This is a genomic window from Streptomyces sp. NPDC002886 (assembly GCF_042888445.1).
In the GTDB taxonomy this organism is placed as follows: Bacteria; Actinomycetota; Actinomycetes; order Streptomycetales; family Streptomycetaceae; genus Streptomyces.
In genome coordinates this window covers 1,023,067-1,036,063 of sequence record NZ_JBIAPV010000001.1, presented here as the reverse complement: position 1 = coordinate 1,036,063, position 12,997 = coordinate 1,023,067, and the positions used below count along the sequence as shown (strand labels likewise).

The following is a 12,997-nucleotide window of genomic DNA, read 5'->3' as shown; positions in this document are numbered from 1 at the left end:
GGCTAGCGGGCTTCGACGGGGTCGGCCCCTTGATCCAGTCCCGCGAGGCTCCGCTCGGCCGCCGTCAGCGGCGGGGCCTTGAGCGCGCCCGGCCCCGAGGCGCGCAGGACCTGCCAGACCACCGAGGGCCTGACCCAGTGGGTGGGCGGGCCGGTCATGGTGATGACCTCCAGGAAGGCGTCGGTCAGCCCCTCCCGGGTGGTGGCACCGGTCATCAGCCGGGAGACGTAGGAGTTGAGCAGGCCGGCTCCGGCGCGCGGCCGCATGCCGGTGGCGCCCGGGTACAGGATGTCCTGCGAGGTGGCGAGCGCCCAGGCGGTGGCCACCTGCGGAGCGAGGGCGCGCTGCGCCGCCATGCCGAGGGAAGGCTGGGCCAGGCCGCCCTTGGAGCGCAGCAGGGCGCGGACGGCGAGCAGGCCCTGGGCCGCGACCGTCATGCCCTGGCCGTAGAGCGGGTTGAAGGTGGCGACCGAGTCACCGACCGCGAAGAAGCCGTCGGGGAGCTCGGCCTCCTCGAAGAAGAGCCGGCGGTTGGCGGTGTCCTGGGTGACGGCGACGTCGGTGAGCGGCTTCCTGCCCTCCAGGAGCTCGCCGACGATCGGGTCGCGGATGCCCTTGGCGAACGGGATGAACCCGTCGGGGTCGCCGGTGGGCCGGTCGCCCCGGGTCCCGGAGAGGGTGGCCTGCCACCGGCCGTTCTCGATGGGGACGATCGTCGCGGTCCGACCGGGGACCGGGACCCGGGGGTCGGACCGCACGTTGACGATGGGGAAGCCGATCTCGTGGGCTCCGGCGGGGGCCTCGAAGATCCTGGTCGCGCAGACGAGGCCGGAGTCGACCTCCGCCTGCCGGACGCCGTCCACGCCGAGCGCCCGGAGCCAGGTGCGGGCCCGCGAGCCGCGGCCGCTCGCGTCGACCACCAGATCGGCGGTGATCAGCCGGCCCGCTTCCTCCGGGGTGTCGACGCGGACGCCGGTGATCCGCGCGGCGGTGCCCTCCAGGGAGCGGACCCGGCTGCGCTGGAGCATGGTGACCCCCTCCAGGGCGATCACCCGGGCGCGCACCACCGAGTCGAGGAGGTCGCGGCTGCAGGAGATGGTGAACTGCTTCTCCCCGTACCGGGGGATCCAGCCCTGGGCGGTCTTCATGACCAGGTCGGTGGGCAGGCTGCGGCGGATCGCGCCCGCTTTCGTCCAGTCCTCCATGATGCCCGGCAGGATGTCCGCGATGGCGCGGGCGCCGCCCGACCACATGACGTGGACGTGGCGGGCCTGCGGCAGTCCGCGCCGGGGCTCCGGGAGCTCGGGCAGGGTGTCCGCGTCGATGATGGTGACCGTCGCGTGCTCGGCGAGGACGGCGGCCGCCAGGAGGCCGGCCATGCTGCCTCCGATGACGACGGCGCGGCGGGGCGGCGAAGACCGGGTGGGGTGGGGCGGGGAAGGCTGGGTCATCGTGTGGTGCTCTCTGTCAGGGCCGTGCGCGTGCGCATCGGCGAAGTAGGTGCGTTGGCGGGAAGGCGGTGGTCAGCCGCCGGTGGGCATGCTCCGGGGCCCGCTCAACGTCCACAGCCGAACGAGGTCTTGATGCGCTCGATCGCCTCGGGTACCTGTTCTTCCCGGGGTGGTGGCAGGAAGGTCTTGAGGATCTTTCCGAGGTGCAGGCCGAAGGTCTCCGCGCGGATCTCCGCGGGATCGCTGCCGTCGGCCCGGGCGGCCGCCTGCCGCAGTACGGTGCTCAGCCCTTCCTCGGAGTGCAGCAGTTCCGCCAGGCCGCCGCCGCGGCCGGTCAGCCGGGCGGCCACCGCCGTGCCCTCGCCGTGCCGGTCGCAGGTGCCCTCGTCCAGGTGCCACAGCTCGTGGCAGGCGATGACGAGCTGGTGCTCGGGGCGGGTGCGTTCCTCGATGACGAGGAGGTCGCGGTCCTCCATCTCCAGCCACAGCCCGCTCGCGGTATCGGGTGGGAAGGCGGCGAAGCGGAACAGCACCGGCCGGTCGCGGTCGCGGCCGCGACCGTACGCGGCGCACAGGCCGCCGATGATGCCGGGGGCGTCCGTGTTCGGAGCCAGGCGCGCCGCCGCCAGCAGATCCGCGCCGAGCTTCCGCATGGCCCGTGTGGTCCTCATCGCGCTCTCCCTCCGGCACTGCGGTCGTCGGTGCCGCTGGTGTCGCTGGTGCCGCTGGTGTCATCGGAGCGGCCGTTGCCGTCCGAGCGTCCCAACTGCCCCTCCCGCGCGAGCAGATCGTCCAGGTGGTCCGCCAGGGCCTTCCAGCCGCCCGGGGAGAGCCGGCCCGCCCGGGTCACGATGCTGCGCACGTCGTGCGCCCGCATCACGGCGAGCATCGGATTCTCGGCGGGCCGTTCCGCGGATTCCAGTTCGCGCTCGATCCCGGCGAGGGCGACGCTCAGCGCCTCGCTGTCCGGGGCCAGCAGGAAGCCGCTCTCGACCCCGTAGAAGCGCTGGATCCCGGCGGCGGCCGCCAGGTTGGGGAGCCCCTCGCCCTGGGCGAGACGGGTCAGCGACTGGCCCGAGGCGTCGAAGGAGCCGGCGATGGCGGAGAGGGAGTGGGCCTGTCCGTCCGCACGGGGGCGGGTGCGGCGCAGGTGCTCGAAGCGCCGGCGCACCTGTTCCTTGAGCGGGAGCCGGGGCGGCGTGCCGTCGAGCGTGAGCCGGATGTCCTCCGGGGTGATGCCGGTGAGGTACGAGAGGCGGTCGAGGTCGTCCGGGGCTCCCTCGGCCCGGCCCCCGGGCCCGGCGGTGGCCAGGGCCCGCTCCACCGCGCTCTTGCTGTCGGCGAGCAGGAATCCGGGATAGACCCCGAAGAACCGCTGCACCCCCGCCGCATGGCCGAGCCGGGGCAGTCCGGTGCCCGCGTTGAGCGGGCCGAGGGAGGCGCCGGGGGCGTCGAAGTCCTCGGCGATCGCGGCGAGCGACCACTCCTTGCCGTGTTTGTCGCGCCGGGTGGCGCGCAGCCGCAGGAAGCGCTGGTGCACCCGGGCGCAGAGCGGCAGTTCGGGGACCGTCCCCGTCAGCACCGCGGGGACGCGTTCCGGTGCGACTCCGGACAGGTGGCTGAGCCGTTCCACGGCGAGCACGCGATCCGGGTCCTGGCCGTGGCGCTCCGCCGACGCCACGACGCGGGCCCGGGCCGCGGTCAGGTCGGATCGGTCGGCGGCGCGCACCAGGCATTTCTCCGTCAGCAGAGAGAAGGATCGATGTGGTTGCTGTGCGTGAAGCCTAGCCCCCCGGTGTGTGGCCGAACAGGAGTACCCCCCACCTTTCTTGCCGTCCGGCTCAAAAAAGGTGGGGCCCGAGGGCGCGCATTACTTCCCGGGTAATCGACCGGTGCGGGCCCCGGCGGCACAGTGGAGCCATCGGGTTCCGGGGCCGCGCACTCGGCTCCGGGGCCCGGGTCGTCCGTACCCCACCAGCACAACCGACCCTCGACGGAGGCTGATCAGCCATGTCCGCAATCCTGCTCACCGCTGTATCCCGCACCAGCGTCCCGCAGACCGCGCTGCGCCGGTTCCTCGCCCTCGACTCCGTCGTCACCACCGGCAACGGGCTCGCCTACGTCGCCTTCTCCGCGCCCCTGGGCCGGCTGCTCGGAGTCGGGCAGGGGCTGCTGCTGGGACTCGGGGTGTTCCTGGTGCTCTACGGGGCGGGCGTCGGCCTGCTGGCCTCGCGACGGCAGCCCCCGGTCTTCCCCGTCCGGCTCGTCATCGAAGGCAACTACGCCTGGGCCGCGCTCAGCCTTGTCTCCCTCGTCGTCTGGTTCGCCCCCACCACCGCCGGGGCGGTGTGGATCCCGGCGCAGGCGCTCACGGTCGCTTCCTTCGCCCTCCTCCAGCAGCTCGCGCTGCGCGCGGACTCAGGGCGCTAGTGACCGCAGGTACTTCACCGTCGCCGGGTCGGCCGGCAGGAGGGTCTCGATGGCCAGCTCGGCGACCGTCACGTCCATGGGGGTGTTGAAGGTGGAGATGGAGGACACGAAGGAGAGCAGGTGCCCGTCGTGCTCGATCCGCAGGGGGAGCGCGAGGTACGCGACGGCCTCGACCGGGCCGTCCCCGTACGCGCCGTCCCCGTACGCGCCGTCCCCGTACGCGCCGTCCTCGCCGAATCCCTGCGTCCCCGCGGGCGGCGGATAGGCCGACACCTCCTCGTACAGCGCGCGCAGCGGCGCCGACCGGGCCAGTGCGATCTGCCGCTCCATCTGGGCGAGCAGGTGTCCGCGCCACTCGCGCAGGTTGCGGATCCGGGGGGCGAGGCCCTCCGGATGCAGGGTCAGCCGCATCACGTTGAGCGGACCGGCCAGCAGGTGCTCCGGCATGCCCTCCATCAGCATCAGGATGCCCCGGTTGGCGGCGACCACGTCGTAGGTGGCGTCCACCACCACCGCCGGATACGGCTCGTAGGCGGTCAGCAGCTGTTCCAGCCCCTCGCGCAGCACGTTCATCGAGGGGTCGTCGAGCGGAGTGTGGGCGTACCGGGGCGCGTAACCCGCCGCCACCAGAAGGGCGTTGCGGTCGCGCACCGGGACTTCCAGGTGGTCCGCGAGGCGCAGCACCATCTCCTCGCTCGGCCGGGACCGGCCCGTCTCCACGAAGCTGATGTGCCGGGAGGAGGAATCGGCGCGGCCCGCCAGCTCCAGCTGGCTGAGCCCGCGCCGTTCCCGCCAGGTGCGCAGCAGGGCGCCTACCGTCAAGGACGCAGCGGTCGTCATACCGCGACGTTAGCCCAGCCGGGGGACGGCGGCCCGTTCACCCCACGTCGAACACGTTCCGCAGGCCGAGACGGTAGCGCCACAGGTCGTGCCGCTTGGCGGACTCCACTTCGGGGGCCCGGTAGAGCCCCCGCACCGTGCACCGGGTGGCCGGTGAACCATCCCTGTCCAAGAGGGAGTTGACGGCCGCCCGGGCCGAGGCGTTGGCCCCCTCCATCGTCGCCAGGTCGATGTCGACGGACACGTAGTCCCCGCTGAGGAAGAAGTTCGGGATCCGGGTTCCGGCGCTCGGCCGGTTGTGGAAGGTCCCGGTCGGGTGGATCAGCAGCTCGTCCTGGTTGGTCGGACGGGGCGTGCCGAGCCCGTCCACCCCCGGGTCCAGGAACCACGAGTGCAGCTTTCCGTCCGACAGCGGGGTCTTCCCGGTGTCGTTGAGCGAGGCCTTCAGTTGCGCCCACACCTCGCGGGCGACCTCCTCGCGGGTGCACTGCTTGGCCGTCTTCCCGTAGAGGATCCCGGGCTTGTCCCACTCGGAGATGTCCACCGACAGGCAGTCCACGGCCGCGCCGTCCCCGTAGTCGGCGGGGAAGTTCCGCGACGGCCAGTGCTCGGCCTGCTGGATCGCCGTCAACGACCAGGGGGAGTCGATGCAGTTGAGGTGGCCGTGCACCAGGGGCGCGCGCTCCGTGAGGTAGAACTGGATGCCGGTCATCCAGTCCGTCTGCAGCAGGTCGCACCGTCCGAGCATCGGGTCGGCCGCGCGCAGCGCCGGGCTCCAGGTGCGGCGGGCGTGTTCGACCGGCAGGGCGCTGACGTAGTGGTCGGCGGTGACCGTCCGGGTGGCACCGGCGGGGTCCTCGACGAGGACCCCGCTCACGCGGCCGTCCCCGTACCGGACCTCGCGCACCGTCCAGCCGATCCTGAACTCCACGCCCAGCGTGCGCAGATGGGCCTCCCATGGATCGATCCACGCTTCGTTGGTGGGCAGGTTCAGGATCCGGTCCGGCGGGCCGTCGGCGCCGCGGCCCAGCAGGTTGAAGACGAAGGCCTCGCCGAGCGTGCCGACGGTGCGGGTCGAGGCCTCCTCCGCCTTGGTGGCCACGATGTTGCGGGTGACGCCGATCGCGAGGATCCGCTGGTACTCGCTCGACATCCGGGCCGCCCGGGTGAACTCCCACCACGGGGTGCGCTCCCACTGCTCGTCGCGCCGCTGGTCGCAGCTGGTGAGGAAGACCAGGGCGCGGTCGACGAAGTACGCCGTCTCGTGGAGCGGGAGGCGGACCAGCGACTGGAGGATGCCGGTGAGGGCCCGGCGCAGCTCGTCGGGGGTCAGCTCGGCGGGGGAGGAGCCCGGCCAGGGGATGGGTGCGCGCAGGTCCTCGCGGCCGGCCGCCCGGGCGAACATCATCTCGCGCGGGGCGACCAGGTTGTCCCAGACCCCGTTGGCGTTGCCGGGGAAGGGGATGCGCCGCATCGTGTCCGGCAGGTTGTGGTAGATCCCCGGGATGAAGCGGAAGCCGTGCTCGGCGGGGAGCGGGCGGCGACCGCCCCGGGCGCTGCCGGGGACGTCCATGCTGCGGGCCTTGCCGCCGAGCGCCCGGCGCTCGTACACGGTGACGGCGTAGCCGCGCTCGGCCAGCTCGTGCGCGGCGGTGAGGCCGGCGACCCCGCCGCCGAGGACGGCCACGCGGCGCGCCGGGCCGGCCGCGGCGGGGCCGGTGGCGGCGGCCTCGGTGGTGGCGGCCTCGGCCGTGGCCGGGAGGATCCCGGCGGCCGATAACGCGCCCGCGGTGGCGGCGGCCCCCGTGATGAAGGTGCGCCTGGAGTTTCCTGTGCGCGTCACGTCGATGCTCCCTCGATCGTCAGTTACCAGCGGTAACAGTCACGTCCGGCGCAGGAGCATAGGGGCGGCGCGATGGTCACGGAAGGCGCGGAAGCACCCGCACGCACTATGGCGCGAAAGCCTCCCTCCGGCCCAGGCTGTGGGAACCTTGACTCCACGTCAGGTCCATGGGGCAGTCGCTCACGTCGTGTACGGGGAAGGAGCCTGCGGATGTCGAGAGAGCCGCTTTCGCAGAAGGAGATCGAGGACCGGCTGCGGGAGCTCCCGGGCTGGGCCTTCGAGGACGACCGCATCATCCGCACGTACCGGCTGGGCAGCCACTTCGCGGCGAGCGCGCTGGTCAGCCATATCGCAAGCGTGCAGGATGAGTTGAACCACCACTCCGATCTCACCCTCGGCTACAACACCGTCCGTCTCGCCGTGAACACGCACGACGCCGGAGACTCCGTCACCGACGCCGACTTCGCCCTCGCCGAGCGCGTCGAATCCCTGGCTCCCGCCCACGGCGCCGCCTGATCCCGGAAGCACACACCTGATGCCCCTGCCGCGACCGCTCCTCGACTACGACGCCGAAGCCGAGGCCTACGACGCCACCCGCGGCGGGGTCCCGCGCGCCGAGGCCGCCGCCAAGGCGGTCCTCGGCCTGCTCCCGCCGGACACCGGCACCCTGCTCGACCTCGGCTGCGGCACGGGCATCGTCACCAGCCGCATCGCCGCCGCCCGCCCGGGGCTGCGCGTCCTCGGCGCGGACACCTCGTACGGGATGGCCGCCAAGGCGCGCTCCCGGGGGATCCCCGTGGTGCTGGCCTCCGGGACCCGGCTGCCGTTCCGCACGGGCTCGCTCGACGCCGTCGGCGCGGTCTGGCTGCTGCACCTGCTGCGCTCACCGGGCCTGGTGGCCGCAGTGATCGCCGAGGCCGGGCGGGTGCTGCGGCCCGGCGGGGTGTTCGTCACCACCGTCGACAAGGCCGCCGCCCACGACGTGGGCAGCGATATCGACGCCGTGCTCGCCGAGCACCTCACCGCGACCCCCGCCGACTCCGCCGAGGCCGTCACCGGCCATGCGGCCGCGGTGGGCCTGCACCCCGCCGGGGAGGCCCTCTTCACCGGCCACGGCCAGGGCCGCACCCCGCGCGGGGCCGCCGCCGCGCTGCTCGCCGGACGGTACGCCTCCCAGGTCCACCCGCGGGGCATCACCCCGCGCGAACTCGCGGACCGGCTGGAACTCCTGCCCGGACCGGACGCCCCGCGCGCGGAGCCGACGTACCGGCTGCACGGCTTCGTACGGGCCTGACGGGTGGGGCGGGCGGGGCAGGGGCGGCGGCGGGCGACTGCCGGCCACTCCTGCTCCCGCCGCCCGTGCTCCCGCCGCCCCTGCTCCCGCTTCCCGCTTTCCGTCGCCCGCCGACCGTCAGGCGGGTTCCAGGCGCCACCACTGTGCCGGGGAGTCGGTGTCCTCGCACTGCCGGGCCCCGCCCTCCGCGTCCGCCTCCAGCGGCAGACCGCTGATGGCGGCGATCAGCGAGACCACCCCGGGGTCGTCGAGGTGCTCCTCCACGACCCACTCCTGCGCCCCGAAGGCGTTCGCCTTCCACACCTGGACCCGGGTGCCGCTCTCGGTCGAGGCGTTCGCGACGTCGAGCCGCTTGCCGTTGTGGACGCTGACCAGGTGGAAGATCCCGCCGCCGCTGTGCACCGGAGTGATCTCCCACTGCCGGGCCGCGGCCGGCTCGCCGTCCGGCCCGACCCGGACCCGGTTGCCGCTCTCGACCTGCAACAGCAGCCCGCTCGCGGCATTGCGGATCCGGTAGACGCCGTCGGGCGCCTCCGTCGTATCGCGCGCCGGTTCGTCCGCCGTCCCGCTCGTGGGCTCGCTCACCGGCGGCTCAGAAGTCGAACTCGGCCGGGTCGGGACCGATCCGGCGGCCCGCCCCGTCCGCGCCGATCGCGTCCAGCGCGGCCACGTCCGCGGCGTCCAGCTCGAAGCCGAAGACGTCCAGGTTCTCCCGGATGCGCGCCGGGGTCACGGACTTCGGGATCACCACGTTGCCCAGCTGGAGGTGCCAGCGCAGGACCACCTGCGCGGCCGAGCGGCCGTGCTTGGCGGCGATCGCGGTGACGGCGGGCAGGGTGAGCAGGTCCTTGCCCTGGCCGAGCGGGGACCAGGCCTCGGTGGCGATGCCCAGGCGCGCGTGCAGGGCGCGCAGCTCGGTCTGGGGGAGCAGCGGGTGCAGCTCGATCTGGTTCACCGCCGGGACCAGGGAGCTTTCGGCGCCGAGCCGTTCCAGGTCGGCCGGACGGAAGTTGGACACGCCGACGGCCTTGGCGCGGCCGCTCGCCGCGATCTCCTCGAAGGTCTTCCAGATGGCGAGGAAGTCGTCGCGCATCGGGCGCGGCCAGTGGATCAGGTACAGGTCGATCTCGTCGAGGCCCAGCTTGGCGAGCGAGGCGTCGAACTCGCGCAGCACGTTGTCCCGGCCCCAGGTCTCGGACTTCCCGTTCCACAGCTTGGTGGTGACGAAGAGTTCCTCGCGCGGCACACCGGCGGAGGCGATGGCCTTGCCGGTGCCCTCCTCGTTGCCGTAGATCGCGGCCGTGTCGATGCTGCGGTAGCCCGCCTCCAGTGCGGTCCGGACGGCCTGTTCCGCCTCGGCGTCCGGAACCTGCCAGACGCCGTAGCCGAGCTGGGGCATGAGCGTGCCGTTGTTGAGCTTGATGCCGGGGACCTGGTTCACGTCGGTCGTTCCCTCTGGTCGTCGCTGATGCTGTACGACCGGCGACAACCGGCCCCCGGTGTGGCCTATTCCCGCCGTACGGGTGAATTCATACGGCGGAAACAGGACGGAACGGGACGGGACAGGAACGGGCCCGTGGCCCTACGCCCCCAGGTACGCCTCCCGGACCAGCGGGTCGGCCCGCACCTCGGCGGCCGTGCCCTCGGCGAGCACGGTGCCCAGGTCCAGGACGACCACCCGGGTGCAGAGGTCCATCACGAAGGCCACGTTGTGCTCGACCAGCAGCACCGCGCAGCCCTCCTCGACGGCGAGCCGGCGCACGACCGCCGCCAGCTGCTCGCGTTCGGGGGCGGACATGCCCGACGCGGGCTCGTCCAGGAGCAGCACCCGGGGCGGATCGGCCACGGCGCGGGCCAGCTCGACCATCCGGGCCCGCCCCACCGGCAGCCCGCCGGCGTACGCGTCCCCGAGCGCGCCGATGCCGCAGTCGGCCAGCACCCGCGCGGCCCGCTCCCGCCGCTCCCGCTCCCGGCGGCGCCGGGTGGGCGAGGCGACCAGATCGGCCGCGAGACCGCCGCCCCCGCCCCGCCACTCCTGCGCGACCAGGACGTTGTCGGCCACGCTGAGCTGCCCGAACAACTGCTGGCGCTGGAAGGTCCGGCGCATCCCGTGCCGGGCCCGCCAGACGGGGGAGCGTCGGGTGACGTCCACCCCGTCGAGCAGCATCCGGCCCTGGTCGGGCCGCCGGATCCCGGACAGCACGTCGAACAGGGTGGTCTTCCCGGCCCCGTTCGGCCCGATCAGCCCGCACACCTCGCCGGCCCGGATCCCCAGGTCCACGCCCGTCAGCGCCCTGACCCCGCCGAACCGGACACTGATGCCACGGGCCTCGAGCACATAGGGGTCCTCTCTCATGTCGCCATCCCCAGGTAGGCCTCGGTCAGCCGGTCCGCCTCCACCTCGGAGCGCGGGCCGCACCAGGAGACCCGGCCCTGCGCGAGGTAGGCGACGGTGTCGGCGATCCCGAGGATCTCGGCCGCCTTCTCCTCCACGAGCAGCAGCGCGGTCCCGGCGGCGCGGAGCTCCATGAGCAGCCCGTACACCTCGTCCACCACGCGCGGGGCGAGCCCGAGTGAGGGCTCGTCCGCGATCAGCACCCCGGGCGGCCGCTGCAACAGCGGTGCGAGCGCCAGCATCTGCTGCTCCCCGCCGGACAACGACCCGGCGGGGACCGTACGCCGCTCGCGGAGCCGGGGGAACCGGTCGTAGACGGCGTCGCGTTCGGCCGCGTCCCGCAGGTAGAGGGCGAGGTTCTCCTCGATGCTGAGCGAGGGGAAGATGCCCCGGCCTTCGGGCGCCAGTAGCACCCCGGCCCGGGAGCGGCCCACAGCGCCGTGCCGCGTGGCGTCCCGCCCGCCGACGAGCACGGTCCCGCCGGTGACCGGCAGGGCTCCGGCCGCCACCCGGCAGGCGGTGCTCTTCCCGGCCCCGTTGGGCCCGAGCACGGCGAGGATCTCGCCGCGCCGCACGACGAGGTCGACGCCGTGCAGCACGAGCCCGCCGTCGTACCCGGCGGTGACGCCGCGCAGCTCCAGGGCGGGCCGGATGGATCCGGACCCCCCGGCCTTCGAGGAGCCGGGGTCCGGGGCCGGTGCCCCCGACGGGTCCGGGCGGAGCCCGGTTTCGGGAGGGGGCGGGGTGGGGGAGAGCTCCGCAGGGCCCGCCCCGACCCCACCGCCGACCCGGGGCGCGGGAACGGCTCCGGCTGCGGCCGAGGCCACGGCTCCCGCCCGACGCCGCGCGAGCCGCACCGGCACCGCCGCGCAATACCCGTCGGGATCGTTGGCCAAGGCCAACCCCGCCAGGCCGAACAGGATCACCGGCAGGTGCGCCGACTCCGTCACGTAGTCCGCCATCACCCGCGGAGCGACGGCGAAGACCAGCCCCGCCACCACCGCGTACTGCGGCCTGCGCACGCCCGCCGCGACGACCACCGCCAGCCACACCAGCCCGGTCATCGCCGTGAAGTCCGTAGCCGTGATGCGGGTGTTGTACGAGGCGTACATCACGCCCCCGAAGCCGGCCAGCCCCGCCGACAGCGTGAACAGCAGCAGCTTGGTGCGCAGCACGGACACCCCGGAGGCCATCGCGGCCGCGGGAGCCGACCGTACGGCGAGCATCGCCCGGCCCGAGGGGGAGCCCCGCAGCGCGCTCAGCCCGGCGGCGACCGCCGCGACCAGGAGGACCAGCGCCACCCCCAGCGCCCGGTCGTCGGACAGATCCACCGGCCCGATGACGGGACGCGGGACGGACCACCCGGAGTCGCCGTTGCGCAGCCACCGCATCTGGAAGAGCACCTGGTCCGCCAGGAAGGCCAGGGCCAGCGTCGCCAGCGCCAGGGAGCGCCCGCCGAGCCGTAGCGCGGGCAGCGCGACCAGGGCTCCCAGGACGGCGGCCACGCACGTGCCGACCGCCAGCGCGGCGATGAACGGCCACCCGCGGCTCATCAGCAGTCCGGCGACCAGCGCGGCCCCGGTCACGAAGGTGCCCTGCGCCAGGGACACCATCGCGCCGAGCCCGGTGACCACGGTGAAGGACATGAACACCAGGGCCAGCGCGAGCCCCTGGGCGAGGAGTCCGCTCCAGAAGGGGGTGGTCACGGTGTAGAAGGCCGTGGCGAGCAGCGCCGCGCCCGCGGCCCACACCCCCCACCGCCGCGCCCATGGCGCCCCGGCCAGATGGTCGGGCGAGGCCACGTCCACGGCGGCGGTTCCGGCGGCGCGGGCCCGCCGGGTGAGCACGAGCAGTCCCCCGAACAGGATCAGGAAGGGCACGGCCGTCCTGAAGCCGGTGACGGAGTCGGCGAAGGACGCGTAGCCGACGACCAGGTTCTGCAGGACGCCGAGGCCCAGCCCGCCCGCGAAGGCGAGCGGGACGGAGGCGAACCGCCCGATGACGGCCGCCGTGGCCGACACGAACAGGAACAGCGTGAAATCGTGCGCGGACAGCCCCAGCAGCGGGGTCGCCAGGACGCCCGCGAGCCCGGCCAGCCCGGAGGCGATCATCCACGCCACCGAGGACAGCCGGTCGGCGTCGATCCCGCGCAGCTCGGTGAGCGAGCGGTTGTCGACGGCGGCCCGCAGCCGCAGCCCCAGCCGGGTGTGCCGCATCAGCACCCACAGGGCGACCGCCACCAGGGCCGTGGCCACCCAGGTGATCAGCTGGTCGGAGTCGATGCCCACGTCGGCGGTGAGCTGCCAGGACGTGGCCGGGCTCGGCCCGACCCCCGGCAGCCCGAACTGGTTCTCCGCGGGCTTGAGCGGAGCTCCCGCGTCGGTCAGGAGTTCCACCGTCCACAGCCCGGCCGCCGGCAGGGCGACCAGCAGCCCGATGGTGGCCACGATCTGCGCCGTCTCGCCGACCCGAGCGAGCCGCCGGAACATCAGCCGGTCCAGCGCCCATCCGAGCCCGGGCGCCAGTACGAGGACCACCAGCAGCGCCGCCGGGACGGCCGGCCAGCCGAGCCCGGAGTGCAGTTCGTAGAAGGTGAGCGCGCAGAGGTAGGCGGTGGCCCCGTGCGCGAAGTTGAACAGCCCGGACGCCGAGTACGACAGCACCAGCCCGGTGGCGAGCAGTGCGTACAGGGCGCCGGACACCAGACCGCTCAGTACGAAGGCGAGCAGATCTCCCATTCCGTT

The 12,997-nt window shown here is 73.8% G+C and carries 12 protein-coding genes; 3 read left to right on the top strand and 9 right to left on the bottom strand.

What is annotated here, in order from left to right; all coding sequences use genetic code 11:
- Positions 1-2: 2 nt before the first annotated feature.
- The 3 genes from ACFYYB_RS04700 to ACFYYB_RS04690 all read right to left on the bottom strand — a co-directional run bounded on the left by ACFYYB_RS04700 (position 3) and on the right by ACFYYB_RS04690 (position 3,180).
- Positions 3-1,451, bottom strand: coding sequence for an NAD(P)/FAD-dependent oxidoreductase (locus ACFYYB_RS04700; protein ID WP_389433185.1), 1,449 nt, complete (start codon positions 1,449-1,451; stop codon positions 3-5).
- Between the two features lie 104 nt (positions 1,452-1,555).
- Entirely contained in the window at positions 1,556-2,122 is a 567-nt protein-coding gene (locus ACFYYB_RS04695) for a toxin-antitoxin system, toxin component (protein WP_389433184.1), read from the bottom strand.
- Positions 2,119-3,180 carry a hypothetical protein gene (locus ACFYYB_RS04690; protein ID WP_389433183.1) on the bottom strand — a complete coding sequence of 354 codons (1,062 nt, stop codon included), beginning with the start codon at positions 3,178-3,180 and terminating at the stop codon, positions 2,119-2,121. Before ACFYYB_RS04690 ends, ACFYYB_RS04695 begins: the two co-directional genes overlap by 4 nt.
- A 281-nt stretch (positions 3,181-3,461) precedes the next feature.
- Here ACFYYB_RS04690 and ACFYYB_RS04685 point away from each other — a divergent pair, with 281 nt between their 5' ends.
- Positions 3,462-3,881: a hypothetical protein gene (locus tag ACFYYB_RS04685; RefSeq protein WP_389433182.1), complete on the top strand. Its 420-nt coding sequence runs from the start codon at positions 3,462-3,464 to the stop codon at positions 3,879-3,881.
- On the opposite strand, the gene ACFYYB_RS04680 is transcribed toward ACFYYB_RS04685, so the two are convergent.
- The gene (locus ACFYYB_RS04680) at positions 3,870-4,721 is read right to left on the bottom strand and encodes a helix-turn-helix domain-containing protein (RefSeq protein WP_389433181.1); all 852 of its coding nucleotides are present in this window, start codon (positions 4,719-4,721) and stop codon (positions 3,870-3,872) included. The two genes, ACFYYB_RS04685 and ACFYYB_RS04680, sit on opposite strands and share 12 nt — an antisense overlap.
- Before the next feature lie 37 nt (positions 4,722-4,758).
- Positions 4,759-6,564, bottom strand: coding sequence for an FAD-dependent oxidoreductase (locus tag ACFYYB_RS04675; protein WP_389433180.1), 1,806 nt, complete (start codon positions 6,562-6,564; stop codon positions 4,759-4,761).
- Between the two features lie 210 nt (positions 6,565-6,774).
- On the opposite strand from ACFYYB_RS04675, the gene ACFYYB_RS04670 reads away from it, so the two are divergent.
- Positions 6,775-7,080, top strand: coding sequence for a 4a-hydroxytetrahydrobiopterin dehydratase (locus tag ACFYYB_RS04670; RefSeq protein ID WP_327303364.1), 306 nt, complete (start codon positions 6,775-6,777; stop codon positions 7,078-7,080).
- Between the two features lie 19 nt (positions 7,081-7,099).
- Positions 7,100-7,858: a class I SAM-dependent methyltransferase gene (locus ACFYYB_RS04665; RefSeq protein ID WP_389433179.1), complete on the top strand. Its 759-nt coding sequence runs from the start codon at positions 7,100-7,102 to the stop codon at positions 7,856-7,858.
- 117 nt (positions 7,859-7,975) lie between these two features.
- On the opposite strand, the gene ACFYYB_RS04660 is transcribed toward ACFYYB_RS04665, so the two are convergent.
- The 4 genes from ACFYYB_RS04660 to ACFYYB_RS04645 form a co-directional block, all read right to left on the bottom strand.
- Complete coding sequence (locus tag ACFYYB_RS04660) at positions 7,976-8,443, bottom strand: RICIN domain-containing protein (protein ID WP_389433178.1); 468 nt, start codon at positions 8,441-8,443, stop codon at positions 7,976-7,978.
- 7 nt (positions 8,444-8,450) lie between these two features.
- Positions 8,451-9,299: an aldo/keto reductase gene (locus tag ACFYYB_RS04655; RefSeq protein WP_327303361.1), complete on the bottom strand. Its 849-nt coding sequence runs from the start codon at positions 9,297-9,299 to the stop codon at positions 8,451-8,453.
- A 141-nt stretch (positions 9,300-9,440) separates the two neighbouring features.
- Positions 9,441-10,214 carry an ABC transporter ATP-binding protein gene (locus ACFYYB_RS04650; RefSeq protein ID WP_389433177.1) on the bottom strand — a complete coding sequence of 258 codons (774 nt, stop codon included), beginning with the start codon at positions 10,212-10,214 and terminating at the stop codon, positions 9,441-9,443.
- A complete protein-coding gene (locus tag ACFYYB_RS04645) occupies positions 10,211-12,991 on the bottom strand; it encodes an ATP-binding cassette domain-containing protein (protein ID WP_389433176.1) in 2,781 nt (926 codons plus the stop codon). The genes ACFYYB_RS04650 and ACFYYB_RS04645 overlap by 4 nt, the downstream gene beginning before the upstream one ends.
- Positions 12,992-12,997: the final 6 nt, after the last annotated feature.